23 protein-coding genes are annotated in these 23,005 nt (G+C 70.7%); 10 read left to right on the top strand and 13 right to left on the bottom strand.

What is annotated here, in order from left to right:
• Window positions 1–104: 104 nt before the first annotated feature.
• Both purQ and purS read right to left on the bottom strand, forming a co-directional pair.
• Window positions 105–812, bottom strand: a complete 708-nt coding sequence (gene purQ, locus AC3A46_RS17470) for a phosphoribosylformylglycinamidine synthase subunit PurQ (RefSeq protein ID WP_045296262.1) — start codon at window positions 810–812, stop codon at window positions 105–107.
• The gene (gene purS / locus AC3A46_RS17465) at window positions 809–1,057 is read right to left on the bottom strand and encodes a phosphoribosylformylglycinamidine synthase subunit PurS (protein ID WP_056365237.1); all 249 of its coding nucleotides are present in this window, start codon (window positions 1,055–1,057) and stop codon (window positions 809–811) included. The genes purQ and purS overlap by 4 nt, the downstream gene beginning before the upstream one ends.
• Before the next feature lie 367 nt (window positions 1,058–1,424).
• Between purS and AC3A46_RS17460 the strand changes: the two genes are divergently transcribed.
• The 5 genes from AC3A46_RS17460 to AC3A46_RS17440 all read left to right on the top strand — a co-directional run bounded on the left by AC3A46_RS17460 (window position 1,425) and on the right by AC3A46_RS17440 (window position 7,379).
• Complete coding sequence (locus tag AC3A46_RS17460; protein WP_487666346.1) at window positions 1,425–2,666, top strand: ABC transporter substrate-binding protein; 1,242 nt, start codon at window positions 1,425–1,427, stop codon at window positions 2,664–2,666.
• A 135-nt stretch (window positions 2,667–2,801) separates the two neighbouring features.
• Window positions 2,802–3,833: a carbohydrate ABC transporter permease gene (locus AC3A46_RS17455; RefSeq protein ID WP_487666345.1), complete on the top strand. Its 1,032-nt coding sequence runs from the start codon at window positions 2,802–2,804 to the stop codon at window positions 3,831–3,833.
• Window positions 3,830–4,738, top strand: coding sequence for a carbohydrate ABC transporter permease (locus AC3A46_RS17450; RefSeq protein WP_487666344.1), 909 nt, complete (start codon window positions 3,830–3,832; stop codon window positions 4,736–4,738). Before AC3A46_RS17455 ends, AC3A46_RS17450 begins: the two co-directional genes overlap by 4 nt.
• 67 nt (window positions 4,739–4,805) lie before the next feature.
• The gene (locus AC3A46_RS17445) at window positions 4,806–6,284 is read left to right on the top strand and encodes a glycoside hydrolase family 1 protein (RefSeq protein ID WP_487666343.1); all 1,479 of its coding nucleotides are present in this window, start codon (window positions 4,806–4,808) and stop codon (window positions 6,282–6,284) included.
• Window positions 6,285–6,338: 54 nt separating this feature from the next.
• On the top strand, window positions 6,339–7,379 hold the full coding sequence (locus AC3A46_RS17440) for a LacI family DNA-binding transcriptional regulator (protein WP_487666342.1): 1,041 nt from the start codon (window positions 6,339–6,341) through the stop codon (window positions 7,377–7,379).
• Between the two features lie 211 nt (window positions 7,380–7,590).
• Here the strand turns inward: AC3A46_RS17440 and AC3A46_RS17435 are convergent, their stop codons facing one another.
• Window positions 7,591–8,430, bottom strand: coding sequence for a VOC family protein (locus tag AC3A46_RS17435; protein WP_487666349.1), 840 nt, complete (start codon window positions 8,428–8,430; stop codon window positions 7,591–7,593).
• Window positions 8,431–8,641: 211 nt separating this feature from the next.
• Window positions 8,642–9,988: a uracil-xanthine permease family protein gene (locus AC3A46_RS17430; RefSeq protein WP_487666341.1), complete on the bottom strand. Its 1,347-nt coding sequence runs from the start codon at window positions 9,986–9,988 to the stop codon at window positions 8,642–8,644.
• A 121-nt stretch (window positions 9,989–10,109) separates the two neighbouring features.
• On the opposite strand from AC3A46_RS17430, the gene AC3A46_RS17425 reads away from it, so the two are divergent.
• Together AC3A46_RS17425 and AC3A46_RS17420 are read left to right on the top strand one after the other, a co-directional pair.
• The gene (locus tag AC3A46_RS17425; RefSeq protein WP_487666340.1) at window positions 10,110–10,910 is read left to right on the top strand and encodes an ABC transporter ATP-binding protein; all 801 of its coding nucleotides are present in this window, start codon (window positions 10,110–10,112) and stop codon (window positions 10,908–10,910) included.
• On the top strand, window positions 10,892–12,469 hold the full coding sequence (locus AC3A46_RS17420) for a hypothetical protein (protein WP_487666339.1): 1,578 nt from the start codon (window positions 10,892–10,894) through the stop codon (window positions 12,467–12,469). The genes AC3A46_RS17425 and AC3A46_RS17420 overlap by 19 nt, the downstream gene beginning before the upstream one ends.
• Window positions 12,470–12,490: 21 nt before the next feature.
• On the opposite strand, the gene AC3A46_RS17415 is transcribed toward AC3A46_RS17420, so the two are convergent.
• Complete coding sequence (locus tag AC3A46_RS17415) at window positions 12,491–13,453, bottom strand: phosphoribosylaminoimidazolesuccinocarboxamide synthase (protein ID WP_487666348.1); 963 nt, start codon at window positions 13,451–13,453, stop codon at window positions 12,491–12,493.
• Window positions 13,454–13,601: 148 nt separating this feature from the next.
• Here AC3A46_RS17415 and AC3A46_RS17410 point away from each other — a divergent pair, with 148 nt between their 5' ends.
• The 3 genes from AC3A46_RS17410 (at window position 13,602) to AC3A46_RS17400 (ending at window position 16,017) form a co-directional block, all read left to right on the top strand.
• Window positions 13,602–14,222 (top strand): PadR family transcriptional regulator, encoded by a 621-nt coding sequence (locus AC3A46_RS17410; RefSeq protein ID WP_487666338.1) that lies wholly within the window; start codon window positions 13,602–13,604, stop codon window positions 14,220–14,222.
• Window positions 14,219–15,796 carry a DHA2 family efflux MFS transporter permease subunit gene (locus tag AC3A46_RS17405; RefSeq protein WP_487666337.1) on the top strand — a complete coding sequence of 526 codons (1,578 nt, stop codon included), beginning with the start codon at window positions 14,219–14,221 and terminating at the stop codon, window positions 15,794–15,796. Before AC3A46_RS17410 ends, AC3A46_RS17405 begins: the two co-directional genes overlap by 4 nt.
• A gap of 62 nt (window positions 15,797–15,858) precedes the next feature.
• On the top strand, window positions 15,859–16,017 hold the full coding sequence (locus AC3A46_RS17400) for a hypothetical protein (protein WP_169583593.1): 159 nt from the start codon (window positions 15,859–15,861) through the stop codon (window positions 16,015–16,017).
• A 123-nt stretch (window positions 16,018–16,140) separates the two neighbouring features.
• Here AC3A46_RS17400 and AC3A46_RS17395 read toward each other — a convergent pair whose 3' ends face one another.
• The 8 genes from AC3A46_RS17395 to purD form a co-directional block, all read right to left on the bottom strand.
• The gene (locus AC3A46_RS17395; RefSeq protein ID WP_487666336.1) at window positions 16,141–16,794 is read right to left on the bottom strand and encodes a response regulator transcription factor; all 654 of its coding nucleotides are present in this window, start codon (window positions 16,792–16,794) and stop codon (window positions 16,141–16,143) included.
• A complete protein-coding gene (locus AC3A46_RS17390) occupies window positions 16,791–17,981 on the bottom strand; it encodes a sensor histidine kinase (RefSeq protein ID WP_487666335.1) in 1,191 nt (396 codons plus the stop codon). Before AC3A46_RS17390 ends, AC3A46_RS17395 begins: the two co-directional genes overlap by 4 nt.
• A 4-nt stretch (window positions 17,982–17,985) precedes the next feature.
• On the bottom strand, window positions 17,986–18,687 hold the full coding sequence (locus tag AC3A46_RS17385) for a DUF2306 domain-containing protein (protein WP_487666334.1): 702 nt from the start codon (window positions 18,685–18,687) through the stop codon (window positions 17,986–17,988).
• A 133-nt stretch (window positions 18,688–18,820) separates the two neighbouring features.
• Window positions 18,821–20,080 carry an L-2-hydroxyglutarate oxidase gene (lhgO, locus tag AC3A46_RS17380; RefSeq protein ID WP_487666333.1) on the bottom strand — a complete coding sequence of 420 codons (1,260 nt, stop codon included), beginning with the start codon at window positions 20,078–20,080 and terminating at the stop codon, window positions 18,821–18,823.
• Window positions 20,077–20,358 carry an aldehyde dehydrogenase family protein gene (locus tag AC3A46_RS17375; RefSeq protein ID WP_487666347.1) on the bottom strand — a complete coding sequence of 94 codons (282 nt, stop codon included), beginning with the start codon at window positions 20,356–20,358 and terminating at the stop codon, window positions 20,077–20,079. The genes lhgO and AC3A46_RS17375 overlap by 4 nt, the downstream gene beginning before the upstream one ends.
• Window positions 20,355–20,480: a hypothetical protein gene (locus tag AC3A46_RS17370; protein ID WP_487666332.1), complete on the bottom strand. Its 126-nt coding sequence runs from the start codon at window positions 20,478–20,480 to the stop codon at window positions 20,355–20,357. The genes AC3A46_RS17375 and AC3A46_RS17370 overlap by 4 nt, the downstream gene beginning before the upstream one ends.
• A 488-nt stretch (window positions 20,481–20,968) precedes the next feature.
• Window positions 20,969–21,337, bottom strand: coding sequence for a hypothetical protein (locus tag AC3A46_RS17365; protein WP_487666331.1), 369 nt, complete (start codon window positions 21,335–21,337; stop codon window positions 20,969–20,971).
• An 84-nt stretch (window positions 21,338–21,421) separates the two neighbouring features.
• Entirely contained in the window at window positions 21,422–22,696 is a 1,275-nt protein-coding gene (gene purD, locus AC3A46_RS17360) for a phosphoribosylamine--glycine ligase (protein WP_487666330.1), read from the bottom strand.
• Window positions 22,697–23,005: the final 309 nt, after the last annotated feature.

Below are 23,005 nucleotides of genomic sequence, written 5' to 3'. Positions count from 1 at the left end.
TCCACTCTCGCAACGGGAGGCCTTCGCCCGTCAGCAGATCACACGCGATTCACGCAACAACGTCCCTGGACATCACATCTAGACCGGACCGTGGATGCTGCGGCTCAGGCCGCGGCGCCCACCACGGCGGCGATGGCCGACGTGAAGAACGACAGGCCGTCGACGCCCGAGCGCATCGCGGCGGCGGTGTCGGGACCGAAGCCCGGCTCGACGGCGTGCTCGGGGTGCGGCATGAGGCCGACCACGTTGCCCCGCTCGTTCGTGAGGCCGGCGATGTCGCGCAGCGACCCGTTCGGGTTCACGCCGAGGTAGCGGAAGGCGACGAGGCCCTCGCCCTCGAGGCGGTCGAGTTCGGACTCCGAGGCGATGTAGCCGCCGTCGGCGTTCTTGAGCGGGATCACGATCTCCTGGCCGGAGGCGAAATCGCTGGTCCACGCGGTGTCGTTGTTCTCGACGCGAAGCTTCTGGTCGCGGCGGACGAACTGCTGGTGCGCGTTGCGGATCAGGCCGCCCGGCAGCAGGTGCGCCTCGACGAGCATCTGGAAGCCGTTGCAGATGCCGAGGATCGGCATGCCCTTGGCCGCGGCATCCTTCACCTCCGCCATGATCGGCGCGAGCGCCGCGATGGCACCGGCGCGCAGGTAGTCGCCGTAGCTGAAGCCGCCCGGCAGGACGAGCGCGTCGACGCCGTCGAGGTCGTGCGAGCCGTGCCACAGGGCGACGGCCTCGCCGCCGGCGATCTCGATCGCGCGCTGCGCGTCGCGGTCGTCGAGCGAGCCCGGGAAGGTGATGACGCCGATGCGGGCGGTCATTCGACGACCTCGATGCCGACGACGTCCTCGATCACGGAGTTGGAGAGGATCTCGTCGGCGATGCGCCGGGCCTCGGCGAGCACCTCGTCGGTGACCTCGCCGTCGACGGTGAGCTCGAACCGCTTGCCGATGCGCACCGCGCTGAAGTCGGAGACGCCGAGACGGGCGAAGGCGCCCGAGACGGCCTTCCCCTGCGGGTCCAGAAGCTCGGCCTTGGGCATGACGTCGACGACGATGGTGGGCATCGGGATCCTCCTGGCGGCCGGAGGCCGCAGCTATCGGTCGTTGAGCGACGAGCGCAGCGAGGAATCGAGACGCCGGATGTCGCGGGCAAAGGTCCCCTCCAGTCTACGGGCCGTGCGCGCGGCGTTTCTGCGGCCGCCCCTGAGCCCCGCCCGAAGCGTCGCCCGAACCCCGTGACACAACCGTGATCAATCCATGGGAGCGCTCCCTTGACTTCGTGGGAGCGATCCCATAGCGTTGCGTCTCGATCGATGGGAACGCTCCCACGACCACCACGGCACGGTTCCCTCCGCGCCGGTCCTGCAACACACACGACCCTGACAACACAAAGGAGTGACAGTGAACGCACGCGCCTTCCGCAGAAGCGCCGTGGCAATCGCCGCATTCTCGGCTTCGGCCATCGTCCTCGCCGGCTGCGCCGGTGGCAGCGGAGACGATGCCGGTGGCGAAGACGGCGAGATCACGCTGACCCTGGCCACGTTCAACGACTTCGGGTACGACGACGAACTCCTCCAGGAGTACATGGACGAGAACCCGAACATCAAGATCGTCCACAACAAGGCCGCCATCACCGACGACGCCCGCACGAACTTCTTCGCGAAGCTCGGCAAGGAGGGCCTCGCCGACATCGAGGCGGTCGAGGTCGACTGGTTCGCCGAGGCCATGCAGTACTCCGACCTGCTCGCCGAGGTGCCCGACAGCGCCAAGGGCCGCTGGGTCGAGTGGAAGGAAGCGGCGGCGACCGACGCCGACGGCCGTCTCGTCGGCTTCGGCACCGACATCGGCCCGCAGGCCGTCTGCTACCGCGCCGACCTGTTCTCGGCCGCCGGCCTGCCCTCGACGCCCGACGAGGTCGCCTCGGCGATCGACGGCGACTGGAACACGTTCTTCGACCTGGCCGACCAGTACAAGGCTGCGACCGGCAAGCCGATGCTCGACTCCGCGAACTCCGCGTTCCAGGGCATCGTCAACCAGATCGAGTTCCCGTACGACGAGCCCGACGGCACCGTCGTCGCGACCGACAACCCCGACCTCGAGGCTGCGTACAACCTCGTCGTCGAGCGCGGCATCCCGAACTCGGCCTACTCGGGCCAGTGGTCGGACGACTGGAACGCGTCGATGGCCAACGGTGAGTTCGCCGCGATGCTGTGCCCGCCGTGGATGCTCGGCATCATCTCGGGCAACGCGCCCGAGGTCACCGGCTGGGAGATCGCGAACGCGTTCCCGAACGGCGGCGGCAACTGGGGCGGCTCGTACCTGACCGTTCCGGCCAACGGCAAGAACGTCGACGAGGCCCTGAAGCTCGCCGACTGGCTGACCGCTCCGGAGCAGCAGGAGAAGACGTTCGTCAACGTCGGCGCCTACCCGAGCGCCCTCGACGCGCAGAGCGCTTCGTCGATCACCGAATCGACGAACGAGTACTTCGCCGACGCGCCGACCGGCACGATCTTCGCGGACCGCTCCGCGGCGATCACCGTCACCCCGTACAAGAGCGCGGACTACTTCAAGTACAACACCGCGCTCCAGGACGCCATCACCCGCGTCTTCGACGGCACCCAGGACGCCCAGGCGTCGTGGGACGCGTACGTCGCCGAGGTCGAGGCCTTCTGATAGGCCGACACTGACGATCCGGCCCGCTTCCGCGGGCCAGGTCTGACAGCAGAAGCGGAGTGCGTGCGGGTTCCCCCCGGCCCGCGCGCACTCCGCCTCCACGCCCACCCCTCGACACCCGAATCGGAGCCACCGGTGACCACGACCGCCACCCGTACGACGGCATCCGGGCCGGCCGATCGGCCCGATCCGGAGCGCCAGCCGCGCGTCCTCTCCTTCTCCCACCGCCTCAGCCGCTGGGACCTGAAGCTCTCCCCGTACCTCTACATCTCACCGTTCTTCATCCTGTTCGCGATCGTGGGGCTCTTCCCGATCGTCTACACGGCGGTGATCTCGTTCCAGGAGTGGGACCTCGTCCGCAACTCCGGCACCTTCGTCGGATTGGACCAGTACGTCTGGATCCTCTCCCAGGCCGACTTCTGGATCGCCCTGCGGAACACCTTCAGCATCTTCCTGCTCTCGTCGGTGCCGCAGCTCATCCTGGCGCTGTTCATCGCGGCGATGCTCGACAAGAACATCCGGGCCAAGACCTTCTGGCGGATGAGCGTCCTGCTCCCGTACGTCATGGCCCCGGTCGCCGTCGCGCTGATCTTCAGCAACCTCTTCGGCGACAACCACGGACTCGTGAACAACGTGCTCACGAACCTCGGGCTGGACCCGATCGCGTGGCACAAGGACCCGTTCTGGAGCCACATCGCCATCGCCACGATGGTCAACTTCCGCTGGACCGGCTACAACGCCCTCATCCTCCTCGCCGCCATGCAGGCCGTGCCGCGCGAGTACTACGAGGCGGCGACCGTCGACGGCGCCAACGCCTTCCGCCAGTTCTGGAGCATCACGCTCCCCTCGCTCAAGCCCACCCTGATCTTCGTCATCATCACCTCGACGATCGGCGGCCTGCAGATCTTCGACGAGCCCCGCATGTTCGACCAGACCGGCCGCGGCGGTGCCGCCGGCCAGTGGCTCACGATCACGCTGTACCTGTACAACATCGGCTGGGGCGAGTTCAACTTCGGCCGCGCCGCCGCCCTGGCGTGGATCCTCTTCATCATCATCCTGGCGATCGGCCTCATCAACCTCGCCATCACCCGTGCCCTCGTACGCGACGAGGGCGGACGCGGGGTCATCCAGCGCCGCCGCCGCGGCCGGAAGGGAGCCCAGCAGTGAGCGCCATCAGCACCCCGCCCCTCGCGGTCGTCGAGGAGAACCTGCCCAACGCGCGCCGGAGCCGGCGGACCACGAAGATCCGCGGCGTGCGCGCCGGGGTCTGGGTGTACGTCGGTCTCGGAGTCGTCGTGGTCTCGGCGCTCTTCCCCTACTACTGGTCGTTCCTGATCGGCTCGGGCGACGCCTCGACCATCAACAACCCGAACATGTCGTGGCTGCCGGGCGGCAACTTCATCGACAACGCCCTGAAGGTCATCAACGACCCTGCCGTGAACTTCTGGCAGGCCCTCTGGAACTCGATCTTCAGCTCGACCGTGATCGCGGCATCCGTCGTCCTGTTCTCGACCCTCGCCGGCTGGGCGTTCGCGAAGCTCCGCTTCCCCGGCGGCAAGGGGCTGCTCGCCTTCGTGGTCGCCACCATGGCGGTGCCGATGCAGCTCGGCGTCGTGCCCCTCTACCTGCTCTTCTCCGACCTGGGCTGGACCGGGCAGATCGGTGCCATCATCATCCCCGCGCTCACCAGCGCGTTCGGGGTGTTCTGGATGACGCAGTACCTGTCGCAGACCGTGCCGGACGAGCTGATCGAGGCGGCGCGCGTGGACGGGGCGAACATGCTCCGCACGTTCTGGACGGTCGGCGTGCCCGCCGCACGGCCCGCCGCCGCGATGCTGTTCCTCTTCACCTTCGTGGGCGCGTGGAACCAGTTCTTCTGGCCCTTCATCGTGCTCGACAGGCAGAGCCCCACGCTCCCGGTGGCGCTCTCGCTCCTGCAGTCGAACTACTTCGTCGACTACTCCGTCGTGCTCGCTGGCGTGCTCCTGGCCACCATTCCGCTCCTCATCGTCTTCGCCTTCACGGGCCGGCAGCTGGTCAGCGGCATCATGGCCGGCGCCGTCAAGGGCTAGACCCTTCCCGTTCCCCACAGCCTTCGGCATCCTGACACCGACGTTCCCCGAGAGGATCATTGACCTCATGACGACCGCGATCCCTCGCGCCTTCCCCCAGGACTTCCTGTTCGGCGCCGCGACCGCCGCCTTCCAGATCGAGGGCGCCGCCCACGAAGACGGCCGCCGCGACTCCATCTGGGATGCGTTCTGCCGCGTGCCGGGCGCCGTCATCAACGCCGACAACGGCGATGTGGCGTGCGACCACTATCACCGCTACGGCGATGACGTGGCGCTCATGAAGGAGCTGGGCCTGCAGACGTACCGCTTCTCGACGTCGTGGTCGCGCGTGCGGCCCGACGGCGGGGCGGTCAACCTCCAGGGCCTGGACTTCTACAAGCGACTGGTCGACGAGCTGCTCGGGGCCGACATCCTCCCGTGGCTGACGCTCTACCACTGGGACCTGCCGCAGGCTCTGCAGGAGAAGGGCGGCTGGGCCAACCGCGACACCGCGGACCTCTTCACCGAGTACGCGCTGACGATGCACGACGCCCTGGGCGACCGGGTCGATGTGTGGACCACGCTCAACGAGCCGTGGTGCTCGTCGTTCCTCAGCTACACCGCGGGCATCCACGCGCCGGGCCACTACAGCGTCGAGGAGGGCGTGCTCGCCGCGCACCACCTGCTGCTCGGCCACGGCCAGGCCGTGCGCGAGCTGCGCTCTCGCGACGAGTCGCTCAAGCTCGGCATCACGCTGAACCTCACGGTCGCCGAGCCGGTCGACGACAGCGACCCCGCCGACGTCGACGCGGCACGTCGGATCGACGGCCAGTTCAACCGATGGTTCCTCGACCCGATCTTCCGTGCGCAGTACCCCGCCGACATCGTGGAGGACATCCGGAAGGTGGATGCTGCGGCCGTCGCCGCGTGGGAGACCGCCGTGCGCCCGGGTGACCTCGAGATCATCGCGACGCCCATCGACACGCTCGGTGTGAACTACTACCACGGCGAGTACGTGGGCGGCCATGAGCCGGTGGACCCGCCGATCGGCGGCGACGCGCCGACCGACCGCCCCGCCCGCTCGCCGTACCCCTCGTACGAGGGCATCTACTGGCACGAGCGCGGCCTTCCCCGCACGCCGATGCAGTGGGAGGTGCAGCCCGAGGGCCTCACCACGCTCCTCGAGCGGGTGTGGGACGAGTACGCGCAGCAGGCCGGCACCGTGCTCTACGTGACCGAGAACGGCGCCGCGTACGACGACGAGCTCGTCGTCGAGGGTGACGTGAAGCACGTCCACGACGCCGATCGCGTCGAGTTCCTGCGTGGACACCTCGGGGCGATCCTCGACGCGGCCGAGGCCGGCGTCGACGTGCGCGGATACTTCTACTGGTCGCTGCTGGACAACTTCGAGTGGGCGTGGGGCTATGAGAAGCGCTTCGGGATCGTGCGGGTGGACTACGACACCCAGGAGCGCACGCCCAAGGACAGCGCGCTCGAGTACAGCCGCATCATCGGCGCTCGCGCGATCGACCTGGAGTCCGCGCGCGCGGCGACGGTCGCGTCGTAGCACTGCGCCGCGCGGAGTCGTGGCGCAGTAGCATCCGGGAAGGAGGGGACAGGAATGAGCACCGACGCCATGCGGCCTACCCAGCGGGGAGCCGGCAGCGCACACGCCGTGACGATCGAAGAGGTCGCCGCCGCGGCGGGGGTCTCCCGTTCGACGGTCTCCCGCGTGGTGAACGGCTCGACCGCCGTGAGCCCCGAAGCCCTGGAGTCGGTGACCCGCGCGATCAGCGAGCTCAACTACGTCCCCAACCGCGCCGCCCGGTCACTGGCGAGCCAGAAGACGCACGCGATCGCTCTGATCGTTCCCGAGGACACCACCCGGTTCTTCGGCGACCCGTTCTTCGCGGCGATCGTGTCGGGCATCAACTCGCGCCTCAGCCGCTCGGACTACGTGCTCAACCTCTTCATCGCGAGCGACGACCCGGGCGACAAGACGACGAGCTATGTGCGCTCTGGTGCGGTGGACGGCGCGATCGTGGTCTCCCACCACACCAGCGACACCTTCATCGACCGCATCGCGAGCGTCGTGCCCGTCGTCTACGGCGGCCGCCCGGTGCGCGAGCGCGACCGTGACTACTACGTCGACGTCGACAACGTCCGTGGGGCCTACGACGCCACGGTGTACCTGATCGAGAGCGGCCGCCGCCGCATCGCGACGGTCACCGGCCCGCGCGACATGCCCGCCGGCGTCGACCGGCTGCAGGGGTATCGCGACGCGCTCGCCGCGTGGGACCTCGACGAGATCGCGGTCGAGGACGGCAACTTCACCGCCGACGGCGGTGCCGACGCGATGCGCCGCATCCTTGCGACCGGCGCCCAGCCCGACGCGGTGTTCGTCGCCAGCGACCTCATGGCGCGCGGCGTGCTGACGGTGCTGACGGCCGCGGGACTGCGCGTCCCCGAGGACGTCGCGATCATCGGCTTCGACGACTCCCCGGTCGCCACCTCCGTCACCCCGCAGCTGACGACGATGCGCCAGCCGTCGTTCGCACAGGGCGAGCGCATGGCCACGGTGCTCGTCGACCTCCTCGCGGGGCGGCATCCGCGTCACGTCACGATCCTCGAGACCGAGCTCGTCGTCCGCGAATCCGTCTGACCCACCCCTGCTCCCCACCCCCCCCCCCCCCCCCCCCCCCCCCCCCTCCCCGCCCCCTCGTTCCGCAGTCACTTTTCGCGGCCGCGGGGCGGCGGCACCCGCACCATGCGACTGCGGAACACCGAAGACCTTCGCTCCGCAGTCGGTTTCGGTGGGACCGGGGGCCGCGAAGCCGCACGATGTGACTGCGGAAGGTGAAGTGGTGGGGGGGTCAGCCGCGGCCGGGAACCGTCGCGTGCAGGAGGTTGCGCCAGGGGTCGTCGAAGGCCACCGTGCGGCCGTCGTCGCGCACCTCGAAGCCGTGATGGCGCAGGCGCTCGGCGAGTTCGCCCAGCGAGTCGGCATCGGGGAGGGCCAGGTCGACGCGGCCGAGGCCGAGCGCGGGCATCCGCGGGCCGGCGCCGCGCGAGTTCCAGACGTTCATCGCCATGTGGTGGTGGTACCCGCCGGCGCTCACGAACAGCGCCTGGTTGCCGAGCTCGGCGGTCTGGTCGAAGCCGAGCGCGTCGACGTAGAAGGCGCGGGCACTCGCGACGTCGCCGACCGACAGGTGCACATGACCGACGGATGCTGCGTCCTGCCCGGTCCCGCCGCTCGCGGCCCGCTCCGTCAGGTGCTCGCGGAGGAAGCCGTTGGGGTCGAGGTACATCGTCGCCATCTCGACACTGCCATGGGTCCACGACCACTCGGTGCGGGCGCGATCCCAGTACAGCTCGACGCCGTTGCCCTCGGGATCGGTGAGGTAGAAGGCCTGGCTCACGAGGTGGTCGGCCGAGCCGGTGAAGGTCTGCGGCGCGCGCTGCGCGACGCTGTAGAGCGCGGCGGCGAGGGCCTCCTGCGTCTCGAAGAGGATCGCCGTATGGAAGAGCCCGGCCGCGCCGGGGCTCGCGTGGTGCAGCGCGGGCTCGTGCCGCAGGATGACGATCGGCCGGCCCGCGCGCCCGAGCACGACCTCGTCCCCCTCGGCCGACAGCACCTGGAGGGTGATGACGTCGCGGTAGAACGCGGTCATGCCGTCGAGGTCGCCGACGAGGAGTGTCACTGCGCCCATCGAGGTGGCGGCGGCGAGGCGGTCGTGGGGCGCGATCTCATTCACGTGTAGCTACAACCATTTGCGCGCAGCATCCATTCCCGCTTCATCTCTCCGATCCTCTGGGTTCGGGGCGCGATTCCTCCGTTGGGGCGCACAGATCGCGCCCCGACGGACAGAATGCGCCCCAACCCCCAGAAACAGGACAGGGACGGATGCTGCGGCCAGCGGCCTACCTGACCTGCGAGTCCTGCGGGTCGCCGCCGAGCTGGCCGACGGCGGGGAGCGGGCCGCCGTCGTCCGCGCCGGTCTTGCGCCATCGGGCGATCGCGTTGCCGAGGTGGTAGATCAGCAGGGCCGCGGCGGCGCCGATGACGATCGCGCCGAGCTGGAAGTCGCCCCACACCATGGTGAAGCCCGCGATCGCGATGACGAGCGAGACGGCCGCGGTGTACTGGTTCACCGGGCGCGAGAAGTCCACGCGGTTGTCGACCCAGATCTTGATGCCGATGATGCCGATGAGGCCGTACAGGGCGGTCGTCACGCCGCCGAGCACGCCGGCGGGGATCGAGTTGAACACCGCGCCGACCACCGGCGACAGCGACAGCAGGATCGCGAAGACGCCCGCGACCCAGTACGCGGCCGTCGAGTACACGCGGGTGGCCGCCATGACGCCGATGTTCTCGCCGTACGTCGTCGTGCCCGATCCGCCGAAGGTTCCCGCGAGCACGGTGGCGGCGCCGTCGGCGATGAGCGCACGGCCCGTGTACTGGTTGACGGATGACTCGGTCATGGTCGCGACGCCGCGCACGTGGCCGACGTTCTCGGCGATGAGCACGAGCACGACCGGCAGGAACATCGCGATGACGCTCCAGGTGCCGGGGTTGCCGAACGCCGGGAACTGGAAGGTCGGCAGGCCCACCCACTGCCCGTTCGCGACGAGCTCGTTCACCTGCGTGAAGTCCACCTCGTCGCGCAGCAGCGCCACGATGTAGCCGACGATCACACCGAGGAAGATCGAGATGCGCCCGAGGAATCCGCGGAACAGCACGCTGCCGAGGATCACCGCCGCGAGCGTGATGGTCGCGGTGATCGGCGCCCGCTGGAAGTTCTGCCACGCGACCGGGGCGAGGTTGAAGCCGATGAGCGCGACGATGGCGCCGGCGACGACCGGCGGCATGAGCTTCTCGATCCAGCCGAGCCCCGCGAACTGGACGATGAAGCCGACCGCGGCCAGCAGCACGCCGACGGCGACGATGCCGGCGAGGGCCGAGCCCATGCCCTGCGACGCCGTCGCGGCGGTGACCGGTGCGATGAACGCGAACGACGAGCCGAGGTAGCTGGGGAGGCGGTTCTTCGTGATGAGGAGGAACAGCAGTGTTCCGATGCCGGAGAAGAGGAGCGTCGTCGAGACCGGGAAACCCGTCAGCACCGGCACCAGGAACGTCGCGCCGAACATCGCGATGACGTGCTGCGCGCCGATCGCGACCGTCGCGGGCCAGTTCAGCCGCTCGTCGGGCTTCACCACCTTCCCGGGTTCGACGGTCCGGCCGTTGCCGTGAATGGTCCACAAAGGCATGCGCGCTCCTTGCGCTCGGGTGATGGTGCGAGGATCACCCTAGCGAGCGGGTGCGCGCGAGTTGCTCGGCCACGCGGCATCCGAGAGGCTGGACGGATTCCGGCTCGCACCCGGGCCTTCGATGCCGAACCGACGGAGAGACGTGACCGACCCAGCGACCCTGGCGACACCGCCCGCCCTCGAGTTCCGGGGACTCCACAAGCGCTTCGGCGAGAAGGTGGCCGTGGCCGACGTCAGCCTGCGCGTGCCCGCGGGATCGTTCTACGGGCTGGTCGGCCCGAACGGCGCCGGCAAGACCACGACGCTGTCCATGGCGACCGGGCTCCTCATGCCGGACGCGGGTCAGGCGCTCGTGCACGGCGTCGACGTATGGCGCGAGCCCGTGAAGGCGAAGGCGATGGTCGGCAACCTCGCCGACGGCGTCAAGCTGTTCGACCGCCTCACCGGCGAGCAGCTCGTCACCTACAACGGGCTGCTGTTCGGTCTGCCGCACGACGAGATCGCCCAGCGCACGGCTGATCTGCTCTCCCTCATGGACATGACGGATGCCGCGGGCACGATGGTCGTCGACTACTCGGCGGGCATGACCAAGAAGATCGCACTGGCGTGCGCCCTGGTCCACGCCCCACGCCTGCTCGTGCTCGACGAGCCCTTCGAGTCGGTCGATCCGGTGTCGGCGGCGAACATCGAGGACATCCTCGCCGGCTACGTGGCCGGCGCCGGCACCGTCATCGTCTCGAGCCACTCGATGGACCTCGTCCAGCGCATGTGCGACCACGTCGCGATCGTCGCGGCGGGCCGGCTGCTCGTCGCGGGCACCGTCGACGACGTGCGGGCCGGGGAGTCCCTGCAGGACCGCTTCGTCGAGCTCGTCGGCGGCCGCCGTCACACGGAGGGGCCGGAATGGTTGCGACGCTCCTGAGGCTGCGGTTCCGGGTGCTCGGCAACCAGCTCGCGCGCAGTCCGTGGCAGCTGGTCGGGTTCATCCTCGGTGCCCTCTACGGCGCCCTGATCCTCGTGGGCATCGTCGCGGGCCTCGTCCTGCTGGGCTTCGCCGACGTCCGGCTCGCGGGCATCGTCATCGTGGGCGCCGGGTCGCTGGTGACGCTGGGGTGGGCCCTCATCCCCCTCGTGGCCTTCGGCGTCGACACGACGCTCGACCCCGACCGCCTCGTCGTGTTCCCTCTGACGACCTCGCGGATGATGGTCGCGCTCACGCTCGCCGCGGTCTGCGGCATCCCGGGCATCATCACGTCTGCGGCCGCGATCGCGACGATCGCCACCTGGGCGCACTGGCCTGCGGCGCTTGTCGCCTGGCTGGTGAGCACGCCGCTGGCGGTGCTCACGGCGGTGGTCGCCTCACGTGCCGTCGCGACGGTCGCCTCCGGCTTCGGGGGAGGCCGACGCTTCCGCGAGGTCGCGGGCATCCTCGTCTTCATCCCGCTCATCCTGGCGGGGCCCATCATCGTGGGGCTCGCCAACGGGGTCACCGTGAACGCGGACACCATCGCCGAGCTCGTGCCGCTCCTCGGCTGGACGCCGCTCGGCGCCGCATGGGCCGTGCCCGCCGACGCGGCCGCCGGCGACCTGCCCGCCGCAGCGGCGAAGCTGCTCATCGCACTCGCCACCCTCGCGGCGCTGTGGCTGCTCTGGCGCGCCTCGCTCACGCGCTCGCTCGTGCGGCCCCGGCTCACGTCGGCCGCCGCCGCGCGGTCCGGGTCGATCGGATGGTTCGGCCGGGTGCCGAGCGGTGCCGCGGGCGCGGTCTTCGCGCGGTCGCTGACGTACTGGACGCGCGACCCGCGGTATCTGCGCCAGCTCATCGCCGTGCCGCTCGTGCCGGTGCTGCTGTGGTTCTACGCCCGCGACGGCGACCCGTTCGTGGCGCTGGCGTTCTCGGCGCCGATCATCGCGTTCATCATCGGCATCGTGGTGTACGCCGACATCTCGTACGACGGCACGGCGTTCGGCACCGAGGTCGCGACGGGGGCGCGCGGTCGCGCCGACCGGCTCGGGCGCATCCTCGCCGCCGCCGCGGTCGCGGTGCCGCTGGTGCTGCTGGCCGCGGCGCTGCCCTTCGCGTTCGCGGGCGACTGGACGCAGTTCCCCGGCATCCTCGGCATGGCGCTCGGCATCCTCTTCACCTGCTACGGCGTCTGCGCCGTCACCTCGGCCCAGCTCGTGGTGCCCGTTCCGGGCTCGGGCGACAACCCGTTCAAGCGCGTCCCCGGCACGACGTTCCTGCAGGGCATGGCGTTCTTCGGCATCTGGCTCGTGGCCCTCGCGCTCTCGGCCCCCGCGATCATCGTCGGGGTCATCGGGTACTTCATGCAGAACCCGACCTTCAGCTGGATCGCGTTCGCCATCGGGATCGTGGGCGGCACCGCGGTGCTCGTCGCCGGCATCCTGATCGGCGGCAGGATGCTCGACAGCACCGGGCCGGTGCTGCTGGCCCGGCTGAAGGCGATGAAGAACGCGTGAGGCGGATGCCGCGCCGCGGCGTCAGGCGGCGGTGAGGCGCTCGAGCAGCTCGCGGTAGCGGGCGGTGGTGCGGTCGATGATGTCCGCCGGGAGTGCCGGCGGCTCCCCCTCGCGCGGCGCCGCCCAGTTCGCGGCCAGCCAGTCGCGCACGATCTGCTTGTCGAAGCTCGCCATGCGCTCGTCGGGGGTCGTGCCGGACGCCCAGGCCGCGGCATCCCAGTATCGTGACGAGTCGCTGGTGAGCACCTCGTCGGCGATCGTCAGCACGCCGCTGCCGTCGAGGCCGAACTCGAACTTCGTGTCGGCCAGGATCACGCCGTGCGCCTCGGCCGTCGCGGCCGCACGCGCGTAGATCTCGAGCGAGAGGTCGCGGAGCTCCGCCGCGCGCTCGGCGCCGACGAGTTCGACGGTGCGCTCGTACGAGATGTTCTCGTCGTGCTCGCCGAGCGGGGCCTTGTAGGCGGGGGTGTAGATCGGCTCGGGCAGCCGGTCGCCGTTCGAGAGCCCTTCGGGCAGGGCGATGCCGCACACCGTGCCGTTCTCGCGGTACTCCGCCCAGCCCGAGCCGGTGAGATACCCGCGCACGACGCACTCGATCGGCAGCATGTCGAGGCTCTTCACGACCATCGCGCGGCCGGTGACGGCATCCGGGATCAGGCTCTTGAGGTCGTCGGCGGTGTTGGCCTCGCCGTCGGCCCCGAGCGTGAGCTGGTGCGAGGCGGCGAGATGGTTCGGGATGCTGCGCCCCCCGTCCGCACCCGCGAGCCGGTCGAACCACCAGAGGCTCAGGGTCGTGAGCAGCTCGCCCTTGCCCGGAATGCCCGGCGAGAGCACGTGGTCGAACGCGCTGACGCGGTCGCTCGCGACGACCAGCATGCGCTCGGGCGTCGCCCCCTCGGGCGTGCCCGCCGGGACGTAGAGGTCGCGGACCTTGCCGGAGTAGGCGTGGCGCCAGCCGGGGAGCTCGGTCGTGGGGGTGGGGATAGCCGTCACCCGTCCATTATCCCGGGTGACTCCGGCGGGTTTCGGGGCGGGGTCGCATCGGGGGCGCCCCACCGTCAGAGCGCGAGGGTGCATGCCGCGACGAAGAAGCGTATAGTCCACGTGGACTAATCGAACTGGAGTGATCATCGTGTCAGACCCCGTCGCCCGCCTCACCCCGCTCGGGGTGGCCGTGCTCGCGCTGCTGAGCGAGGGCGACATGCACCCGTACGAGATGATCCGGCTGATGCACCTCCGCCGGGACGACCGGCTCGTCACGATCACGAACGGCACGGTCTACCACACCGTCGGGCGGCTCGAGCGGGCGGGACTGATCGCCGAGGTCGGCGTCGACCGCGACGGCAACCGCCCGGAGCGCACCACCTATACGCAGACGGATGCCGGCGCCGCCGCGGTGCTCGAATGGGTGCGCCGCGAGCTGCCGCGGGTGGACCGGCCGGCGGAGTTCCGCGTCGCGCTCGCCGAGGTGCACGGACTGGATCGCGACGAGGCGATCGAGCTGCTCGACGTTCGACGCGACGCGCTCGCAGTCTCCCTCGGGGCCCTCGAGGAGGGCCAGCGTCAGGCCCTGGAGAAGGGCGTGCCCCCGCAGTACCTCATCGAGATCGACCGCGAGCTCGCGCTCCTGCGCGCGGAGCTCGTGTGGATGGACGCAGTGCTCCCGCGCATCGCCGATCCCGACTTCGCCTGGGGTCCCACCCCCATCCCCTCGGAACGCTATCTCGCCCAGAGAAAGGCAGCACGACAGTGACCACCCCTGATACGCCGGAGTCCCGCCCCACGGCGGGCGCGGCATCCGCCACCGCTCGGGTCGACGGCCCGGCCACCGGTGCCTACGCCGTCGGGCACGAGCCGCGCAGCCCCTGGCCCGCCCTCTGGGCGCTGGTCATCGGCTTCTTCATGATCCTCGTCGACACGACGATCGTCTCGGTCGCGAACCCCGCCATCAAGGCGGCGCTCGACCCCGACACCAACAACCTCGACAACGTCGTGTGGGTGACCTCGGCCTATCTGCTCGCGTACGCGGTGCCGCTCCTGATCACCGGCCGCCTCGGCGACCGGTTCGGGCCGAAGAACATCTACCTGATCGGACTGACGGTCTTCACGCTCGCCTCGCTGTGGTGCGGCCTGTCGGGCACGCTCGAGATGCTCATCATCGCCCGTGCGGTGCAGGGCCTCGGCGCCGCGCTGATGACTCCCCAGACGATGGCCGTCATCACGCGCACCTTTCCACCGGACCGCCGCGGCGCGGCGATGGGCCTGTGGGGCGCGACCGCCGGTGTCGCGACCCTCGTCGGGCCACTGGCCGGAGGCCTGCTGGTCGACGGCTTCGGGTGGGAGTGGATCTTCTTCATCAACATCCCGGTCGGTGTCATCGCGTTCGTGCTCGCGTGGATTCTCGTGCCCCAGCTCGAGACGCACGCGCACCGCTTCGACATCGTCGGCGTCGTGCTGAGCGCCATCGGCCTCTTCCTGATCGTCTTCGGCCTGCAGGAGGGCGAGAAGTACGACTGGGCGCCGTGGGTGTGGGCGATGATCGCCGGCGGTGTGGCGGTGATGGCACTGTTCATCTGGACGCAGGCGCGCACCAAGAACGAGCCGCTCGTGCCGCTGCCGCTCTTCCGCGACCGCAACTTCTCGGTGTCGAACCTCGGCATCGCGATCGTCGGGTTCACGGTGACGAGCATGTCGCTGCCGCTGATGTTCTTCATCCAGCTCGCCCGGGGGCTCACCCCCACACAGTCGGCGCTGCTGCTCATCCCGATGGCCGTCCTCTCGGGCGTCGGCGCGCCGTTCGCCGGCCGCCTCCTCGACCGCACCGACCCGCGTTTCCTCCTGGTGCCGGGACTGCTCATGGTCGCGGGTGCGCTGTTCTGGTACTCGTCGCTCATGAACGTCGACACCCCGATCTGGATGTTCCTCCTGCCGTCGGCGCTCATGGGCATCGGCAATGCCGGCATGTGGGGGCCGCTCGCGACCACCGCCACCCGCAACCTGCCTCCGCGACAGGCCGGTGCCGGCGCGGGCATCTACAACACCACCCGCACGATCGGCTCGGTGATCGGTTCGGCCTCGATCGCGGCCTTCATGCAGGCCCGGCTCGAGGCGAACCTTCCTGGCGCGTCCGACGCCTCGGGCGGGTTCGGCGAAGGAACGCTGCCTCCGTTCGTGATCGACGGCTTCTCGCAGGCGATGGCGCAGGCGATTCTGCTGCCGGCCGCGGTCATGCTCGTCGGTGTCGTCGTCGTCCTGTTCCTTCGTCGGCCGAAGACGACGTCAACCGAGGAATGGCAGGCCGCGAACGCGGCTGCCGCATCCGACTAACGCCGTTCGGGGAGCTTGTCAAGAGCTTGGTCGGCGGCGGCTCAGCCGCCCACCATGGTCACATGACCGGACTCGCAGTGATCCTGCTCATCGTCGGAATCGTCCTGCTGCTGCTGGGCGTCTTCATCGAGGCTGCCAAGTTCCTGCTCTGGATCGGCCTCGTGATCATCGTCATCGCCGTGATCGCGTGGCTGATGCGCTTCATCCGTCGTCAGACCTGATTTCCCCAGCTCAGGTCGCGCGGCGCCCGCAGGGTCCTCCCCAGATCCCGGACGTCGTCAGGACGCCGGCCCGCATGTCCCCCAGCACGCGGCGCCGGCGTCCTTCTTTTGTCTTCCCGTGGTTCAGCGCCGGGCGCGGCCGCGCTCGTGCGCCCAGATCGCGAGCTCGACGCGGTTGCGGGCGTTGAGCTTCGTCATGATGCTCGCGAGGTGCGTCTTCACCGTGCTGAGCGAGACGTGCAGCTCGTCGCCGATCTCGCTGTTGCCGAGCCCGCGGGCGACGCCCGCGAGCACGGCTTCCTCCCGGTCGGTGAGAGGGCTGGAGGGCTGTACCGCCGGTTGGGCAGTCCCGCCCGCGAATGCCTCGATGAGCCGCACGGTCACGTTCGGATCGATGAGCGCATCGCCGCGGGCCGCCGCGCGCACGGCCTCGGCGAGCAACACGGCGCCGGCGTCCTTGAGCAGGAACCCGCGAGCCCCCGACCGCAGCGCCTCGTACACGTACTCGTCGAGGTCGAAGGTCGTGATGACGACGACCGGGATCGGGTCGGCGACGTCCGGGCCGGCGAGGGCCCGGGTCGCCGCGAGCCCGTCCATCACCGGCATGCGGATGTCGAGCAGGCACACGTCGGGGCGGCGGCTCCGCGCGAGCGCGACCGCCTCGGCGCCGTCGGCGGCCTCGCCGACCACCTCGATGTCGGGCTGCGCGTCCAGGATCATCCGCAGCCCTGTCCGCACGAGGTCCTGGTCGTCGGCGACGAGCACGCGCACGCTCATGCGGTCCATCCTGCCCGCGGAAGCATCGCGGCGACGACCCAGCCTCCGCCGGGCGCCGGTCCGGCCTCGCACGTGCCACCCAGCAGCGCGGCGCGCTCGCGCATGCCGGTGAGCCCGTAGCCGAACGAGGGAGCGATCCCCACGCCCCCTCCACGCAGCGCCGGCGCGCTGCGCGGAGCCTCCGGGCGCGCGGGCCCACCTGCAGCCCCGCCGTCGTCGTGCACCTCGAGCCGCACGCCCTCCGCGCCGACCTCGACACCCACCTCGATCCGGGTGGCGCCGCGGGCATGGCGGCGGGCGTTGGTCACAGCCTCCTGCGCGATCCGGAACACCGCGGCGGCGACCGCCTGCGGCACGCTGTCGAGGTCACCGCCGAGCCTCACGGCGACCGCCGGGGTCGCAGCATCCGTCGTCTCCAGTGTGCGGATCTCGGCGAGCCCGGGGGTGGGCGCGAGCGCGTCGCCCGGCCCACGCAGCACGCCCACCATGGCGCGCATCTCGCGGAGCGTGCGCGTCGCCTCGGCCTCGATCGCCCGCAGCACCTGCACCGTCGCGCCGGGATCGGTCGCGGCCACGGCGCTGCCCGCCTGGGCCTGGATCGCGATCGCCGACACGTGGTGCGCGACCGTGTCGTGCAGGTCGCGGGCGAGCTGCTCGCGCTCGAGCAGCCGCACCTGTTCGAGCTCGCGGCTGCGCGCGCGGCGCCTCCACCGCACGGCCAGGCCGAGGGTGGACGTCATGACCGCGACGGCCACGCCGCCGATGACGTCGGCGACCTGGGGCGGTGTCGCGAGGAAGGTGAGCAGCATCCCGATCACGACCACCGCGCCGCCGCCGATCATCGCCCGCCCGGAGCCCCAACGGAACACCGCGTAAAGCAGGATCAGGAAGTACGCCGTCGTGTACAGCTGCGGGTCGCCCGCTGTCGCGAGGCCCACCGTGGTGCCGACCGCGAACGCGATCGCGAGCATCGTGAACGGGCGCGACCGGCGCCACAGCAGCGTGGGAGCGAGCACGGTGAGCACGGCGGCCCACAGCCAGCGCCACGGCACGTCGACGCGGACGGATGCCTCGAACACCGCGAGCACCGGGATCACGCCGACGAGCGCCCAGTCCCGCCAGACCCGCCTCGGCGGCGCCGGAACGGCCGCGGGCGCGTCCCAGAGCGCGCGGGCCGGGCTCGTCATGCCCTCATGATAGGCGGGCACCGGTCGCCGCCATCGGGGCGCCGCGGCGGCCGCGTCCGGCGCGGGCGCGCCGCCGGATCACGACCTCGGCGATGACGAGATTGATCACCCAGCCGGCCGTCATCAGCAGCGTGTGGGTGAACGGGGCAGGCGTGCCGATCACCAGCGTGTACGGCATGAACACGAGCACTTGCGTGCCGGCGCCCATGCCGATCGCGTAGGCGCGGGTCATCCACGCGCTGTGCGTGCGCACGTCGCCCCGCCGGATCGCGACGAGCGCGACGACGATGGCGGCGGCCATGGTCGTGCCGAGCACGATGCGGATCGCCGGCAGACCGGGCCCCGTGACGGTGGAGGGGATGTCGTAGAACACGGTCATCCACAGTGCCGACAGCGCCGAGACCAGCCCCGCGGGCGCGACGACGCGCCCGGCGAAGCGGTGCCAGCGCCGGCGGCGCAGCGACGGTGCGAACTGCAGAGCGCCGAGCACGAGGAACACGCTCGACCCGATGATGTGCGCCACGACGGGGATGGGCGAGTCGAAGAACCGGGCGTTCTCGGCGGTGACCGTGGCTCCCGTGGTGAGCTGGGCGAGACGGGCGGAGCCGGCCACGATCGGCACGAGACTCAGGGCGATGAGGCCGGCGGGCGCGAGCCATTCGGGCCGGCGCCGCGCGGCTCGCGGGCGGACGGTGGCGGTTGTCATGCCGCCATGGTCGCCGTGGCCGGGGCTCGCCCGCTTCGGCCGCTCGGCTCGAATCGCCTCGTCCGATCGGCCGATCGATGGCGACTGCGTCGGCGATGAGCGCCGCGGTTGCGGGGCCTTGGTTCAGTGGACGCTAAGGGGCGGGCATGGCCGGCGGCGCAGCATCCGTCGCTGCCGTCTTCGCCGTGGGAGCAGCAGCGCGCGGTGCGTCGAGGTAGTGGGCGATGACGTACTCGGCGATCGCGATGGAGCTGGTCGCGGCGGGCGAGGGGGCGTTGCGCAGCAGCGTGACCGGGCCGACCTGGTCGACCGCGAAGTCGTCGAGCAGCTCACCCTCGCGGCTCCACGCCTGCGCGCGCACCCCGGCGCCGTGCTTGTGGGACAGGTCCGACGAGCGCAGCTCGGGGACGAACCGGCGCGCCTTCTGGAAGTACAGCGGCTTGATCAGCGACCCCGAGATCTCGTCCACACCCATCCGCCAGTGCTGCTTCGCGAGCGGCCACGCGCCCGGCCACCGCAGCGACTCGATCGTGTCCTTCACCGACCACTGCAGCCAGTTGTACCCCTCGCGGGCGAGGGCCGGCACGGCGTTCGGGCCGACGTGCACGTTGTCGTACACCCCGCGGGTGAAGTGCACCCCGAGGAACGGGAATCGCGGGTCGGGGACCGGGTAAATCATCCCCTTGACGAGGTCGGTGCGCTCCGGCGCGAGCTCCCAGTACTCGCCGCGGAACGGCAGGATCTTCGGCGACGGGTCGGCGCCCACGAACCGGGCCACCACGTCGGACTGCAGCCCGGCGCACACGATCACCCGGTCGAACACGTCCTCCGACACCGGCGTCACCACCCGCACCCGGCCGTTCTCGAGTGTCATCGCGGTGACCTCGTGGCCGAGCCGCACCTCGCCGCCGCCGGCGCGGACGTCCTGCGCCATCGCCTCGGTGATGCTGGCGTAGTCCACCACGGCGGTGTGCGGCGAATGCACCGCAGCGACCCCGGCGACGTGCGGCTCGATCTCCCGCAGCTGTTCGAGATCGTCGATGCGTGTCAGGTCGGGCACCCCGTTCTCCAGCGAGCGCCGCTCGATCTCGGCCAGCGCGGGAAGCTCCGACTCGTCCACCGCGACCACCAGCTTGCCGACCTCCCGGTACGGCAGGCCCTTCGCCTCGCAGAACTCGCGGATCGACACCCGCCCGGCCGCGCACAGCGTCGCCTTCAGCGACCCCGGCTTGTAGTACAGGCCCGCGTGCACCACCCCGGAGTTGTGTCCGGTCTGATGCTGCGACAGCCGGCCCTCCTTCTCGAGGACGATGACCTCGTCGCCGCGCGCGCTCAGCGCCCGCGCCAACGCCACCCCCACGATGCCGCCACCGATGATCCCTGTCTTCCTCATCCGTGCGTCCTCACCGCCGCCGTCTTCACCCGAGTGTAGAAGCGGATCGCCTCGGCCCCCTGCTCCGTGAACGGCGAACCCGACTCCTTGAAGCCGCCGAACGCCTGGTGGATGTCCCACCCGCTCGTCGGCTGGTTCACCGAGACCTGTCCGGTGTCGACCTCGTCGACGAAGCGGAACGCTGCGTCGAGGCTGCGCGTGTACACGGCACTCGACAGGGCGTACGGCGAGTCGCTGACCGCCTCGATCGCCTCGTCGAGCGTGTCGACCTCGATCATGCCGAGCACGGGTCCGAACACCTCGTCGCGCCGGTCGCGGGATCGCGGACCTCGATGGGCTCGCCCGACCCCTCGGTCGAGAAGCGGCCCTTCACGAGGTTGGGACTGACGGTGGTGCTCACGGGTTCCTCCAGACGCCTCGCCGACGGACACCGAGCATGGCGCGGGAGGCTCCTCCCAGCTTCGCCGCGCGCCGCGGGTCCGGCAACGCACACGACCCACCGATCACGCAAGCCTTGGTTGCCGACTGCTCACGCTCCCGCGCCGACGTCTGAGGTCGTTGCGGCGTGCGGGCCAGTCCCCGGGCGGAGGCATGGGTTCCCCACCTGCCGGGTCCGGAATTCGGACTCTCGCCGATTGTCCAGAGTTTGTGGGGGGCTACGGCTCCGGAAACCGGGCGCACCTCCGAATTCCGGATCGGCCGAGGATCCCGCGGCGCCCGACCTCCCGGTCCGGAGTTCGGACGATAGCGGGCGTTCCCGGAAGTCTTAGGCGCCGTTGCTCCGGAAACCGGGCGTACCTCCGAATTTCGGATCGGTCAGCAGGCGTCCGCCGGGAAGGGCCCGGGAGGGTCGCAGCGGACGTGCATCCGTCGCGCTGCCGAGGCTGGTCACGGCTCGCGCAGGCACCCGCCGTCGGCGTTCACGCCGCCGAGGTCGATCGAGACGCTGCCCGAGGTGCCGACCGAGCCGTACACGCACCCGCCCGAGACCTCCGCACCGAACAGCAGGCTGTCGCCCACGACACGGGTCTCGACCTCGGCCGCTCCGGCCTTCTCGAGCGCGTCGCGCACCGCATCCTCGGTGACCGCACCGGTCGCCTGCAGCGCCTGCAGCCCGGTCGTGGCCGCGGCCACGAGGGCCTCGTTCGCGACCTGGTGCGCCTGGTCCATCAACTCCGTGCCGGGGGCGTCGATGTCGACGGTTCCCGAGCACCCGGTCACGGCCGCGCTGACGAGCAACAGGGTGATGGAGAGCACGGATCCCACGCCCACCCGAGCCGCCGCTGGCGCGGCGCGCGGAGCCTCCGGGCGCGTGGGCCCAGCCGCGCGCCGACCCATGCGTCAGAGCCCTTCGGCGACGCGCGCGGCGATGTCGGTGCGGTGCTGGCCGCCTTCGAGGCCGATCGCGCCGAGCGCCCGGTAGGCGCGGTCGCGGGCCTCGACGAAGGTGGTGGCGACGCCGACCACGTTGAGCACGCGTCCGCCGGTGGCGACGAGGCCGCCGTCGGTCTCTGCGGTGGCGGCGTGAGCGAGGTGCACGCCTTCGACCGACTCCGCCTCGCGCAGGTTCGTCAGTGCCCGACCGGTGACCGGCGATGCCGGGTAGCCCTCGCTCGCGAGGACGACGGTCACGGCGACGTCGTTGGCGAAGGCCGGCAGGGGGAGATCCTCGAGATGACCGGATGCCGCGGCCAGCAGCAGCTCCGACAGCGGGTCGACGAGCCGGGGCAGCACGACCTGGGTTTCGGGGTCGCCGAAGCGGGCGTTGAACTCGATGACCTTCACGCCGTCGTCGGTCAGGATGAGTCCGGCGTAGAGGAGTCCGATGAACGGGGTGCCCTCAGCATCCAATTGGCGGATCACGGGCTCGGCGATGTCGCGCGTGACGAGCTCCACGAACTCGCGCTCGCTGCCGAACCTGCCGTCGAGCCAGGGGAGCGGGGAGTACGCGCCCATGCCGCCGGTGTTGGGGCCTTCGTCGCCGTCGAGCAGGCGCTTGTAGTCCTGGGCGGGGCTGAGCGGCAGCACGTGGTCGCCGTCGCTGAGGAAGAAGAGCGACACTTCGGGTCCCGAGAGGAACTCCTCGACGAGCACCGCGCCCGACGGCAGGTACTCGTCGGCGTGCGCGAGGGCGGCCTCGCGGTCGCTCGTCACGATGACGCCCTTGCCGGCGGCGAGTCCGTCGGCCTTGACGACGTGCGGGGCGCCGAGATCGTCGAACGCGGCCTCGACCTCGGCGTGCGTGTGCGCGCGCACGGCGCGGCCCGTCGGAACACCGGCGGCGTCCATGATCCGCTTGGCGAACGTCTTCGATCCCTCGAGCTGCGCGGCCGCCTGGCCGGGCCCGAACGCCGGAATGCCGCGCGTGCGCAGCGCATCGGCGACACCCGCCACCAGCGGGGCCTCCGGGCCGATGATGACGAGGGCGATGTCGTTGTCGATCGCGAACTGGCTGACGGCCACGGGGTCGTTCTGATCGAGGGCGACCAGCTGTGCGTCCTGCCCGATCCCGGCGTTGCCGGGGGCCGCGAAGATCTCGTGCTCCGCCTCCTCCGACCGCAGCGCCAGGATGATGGCGTGCTCCCGCGCGCCCGAGCCGAGAACCAGGATCTTCACGCGTTCCAGCCTACCGGCGGCCCTTCTCGCTGTTTCGGAGAACCGGAGGCGCACCCCGCCCCGCCCCCGGCGGTGCTCCGTGTCGTCGCCGGTGCGCCCCCCTCGATGTTCCGCAGTCGGTTTTGGTGGGTGCGACGCGTGGTGACCCGCACGAAGTGACTGCGGAACGGCGGGGCTGCGGGCCGTCGGGCTGCCGGGGCCGTCCGTGTGCGTCCGTGTGCGTCGGCGTGCGTGTTCCGCAGTCGGTTTTGGTGGGTGCGACGCGTGGTGACCCGCACGAAGTGACTGCGGAACGGCGGGGCTGCGGGC

The sequence above is a fragment of the Microbacterium sp. Soil_C_42 genome (assembly GCF_057656735.1).
This window is presented reverse-complemented; position numbering and strand designations above follow the sequence as displayed.

Bases quoted from the DNA above. Each gene is read 5' to 3' on its own strand.
- AC3A46_RS17400 (WP_169583593.1), top strand. From the start codon at position 15,859: ATGACCGGACTCGCAGTGATCCTGCTCATCGTCGGAATCGTCCTGCTG.
- AC3A46_RS17395 (WP_487666336.1), bottom strand. From the start codon at position 16,794: ATGAGCGTGCGCGTGCTCGTCGCCGACGACCAGGACCTCGTGCGGACA.
- AC3A46_RS17425 (WP_487666340.1), top strand. From the start codon at position 10,110: ATGCCGAACCGACGGAGAGACGTGACCGACCCAGCGACCCTGGCGACA.
- AC3A46_RS17445 (WP_487666343.1), top strand. From the start codon at position 4,806: ATGACGACCGCGATCCCTCGCGCCTTCCCCCAGGACTTCCTGTTCGGC.
- AC3A46_RS17435 (WP_487666349.1), bottom strand. From the start codon at position 8,430: ATGGGCGCAGTGACACTCCTCGTCGGCGACCTCGACGGCATGACCGCG.
- AC3A46_RS17420 (WP_487666339.1), top strand. From the start codon at position 10,892: ATGGTTGCGACGCTCCTGAGGCTGCGGTTCCGGGTGCTCGGCAACCAG.
- lhgO (WP_487666333.1), bottom strand. From the start codon at position 20,080: ATGAGGAAGACAGGGATCATCGGTGGCGGCATCGTGGGGGTGGCGTTG.
- AC3A46_RS17440 (WP_487666342.1), top strand. From the start codon at position 6,339: ATGAGCACCGACGCCATGCGGCCTACCCAGCGGGGAGCCGGCAGCGCA.
- AC3A46_RS17390 (WP_487666335.1), bottom strand. From the start codon at position 17,981: ATGACGAGCCCGGCCCGCGCGCTCTGGGACGCGCCCGCGGCCGTTCCG.
- AC3A46_RS17375 (WP_487666347.1), bottom strand. From the start codon at position 20,358: ATGATCGAGGTCGACACGCTCGACGAGGCGATCGAGGCGGTCAGCGAC.
- purQ (WP_045296262.1), bottom strand. From the start codon at position 812: ATGACCGCCCGCATCGGCGTCATCACCTTCCCGGGCTCGCTCGACGAC.
- purS (WP_056365237.1), bottom strand. From the start codon at position 1,057: ATGCCCACCATCGTCGTCGACGTCATGCCCAAGGCCGAGCTTCTGGAC.
- AC3A46_RS17430 (WP_487666341.1), bottom strand. From the start codon at position 9,988: ATGCCTTTGTGGACCATTCACGGCAACGGCCGGACCGTCGAACCCGGG.
- AC3A46_RS17385 (WP_487666334.1), bottom strand. From the start codon at position 18,687: ATGACAACCGCCACCGTCCGCCCGCGAGCCGCGCGGCGCCGGCCCGAA.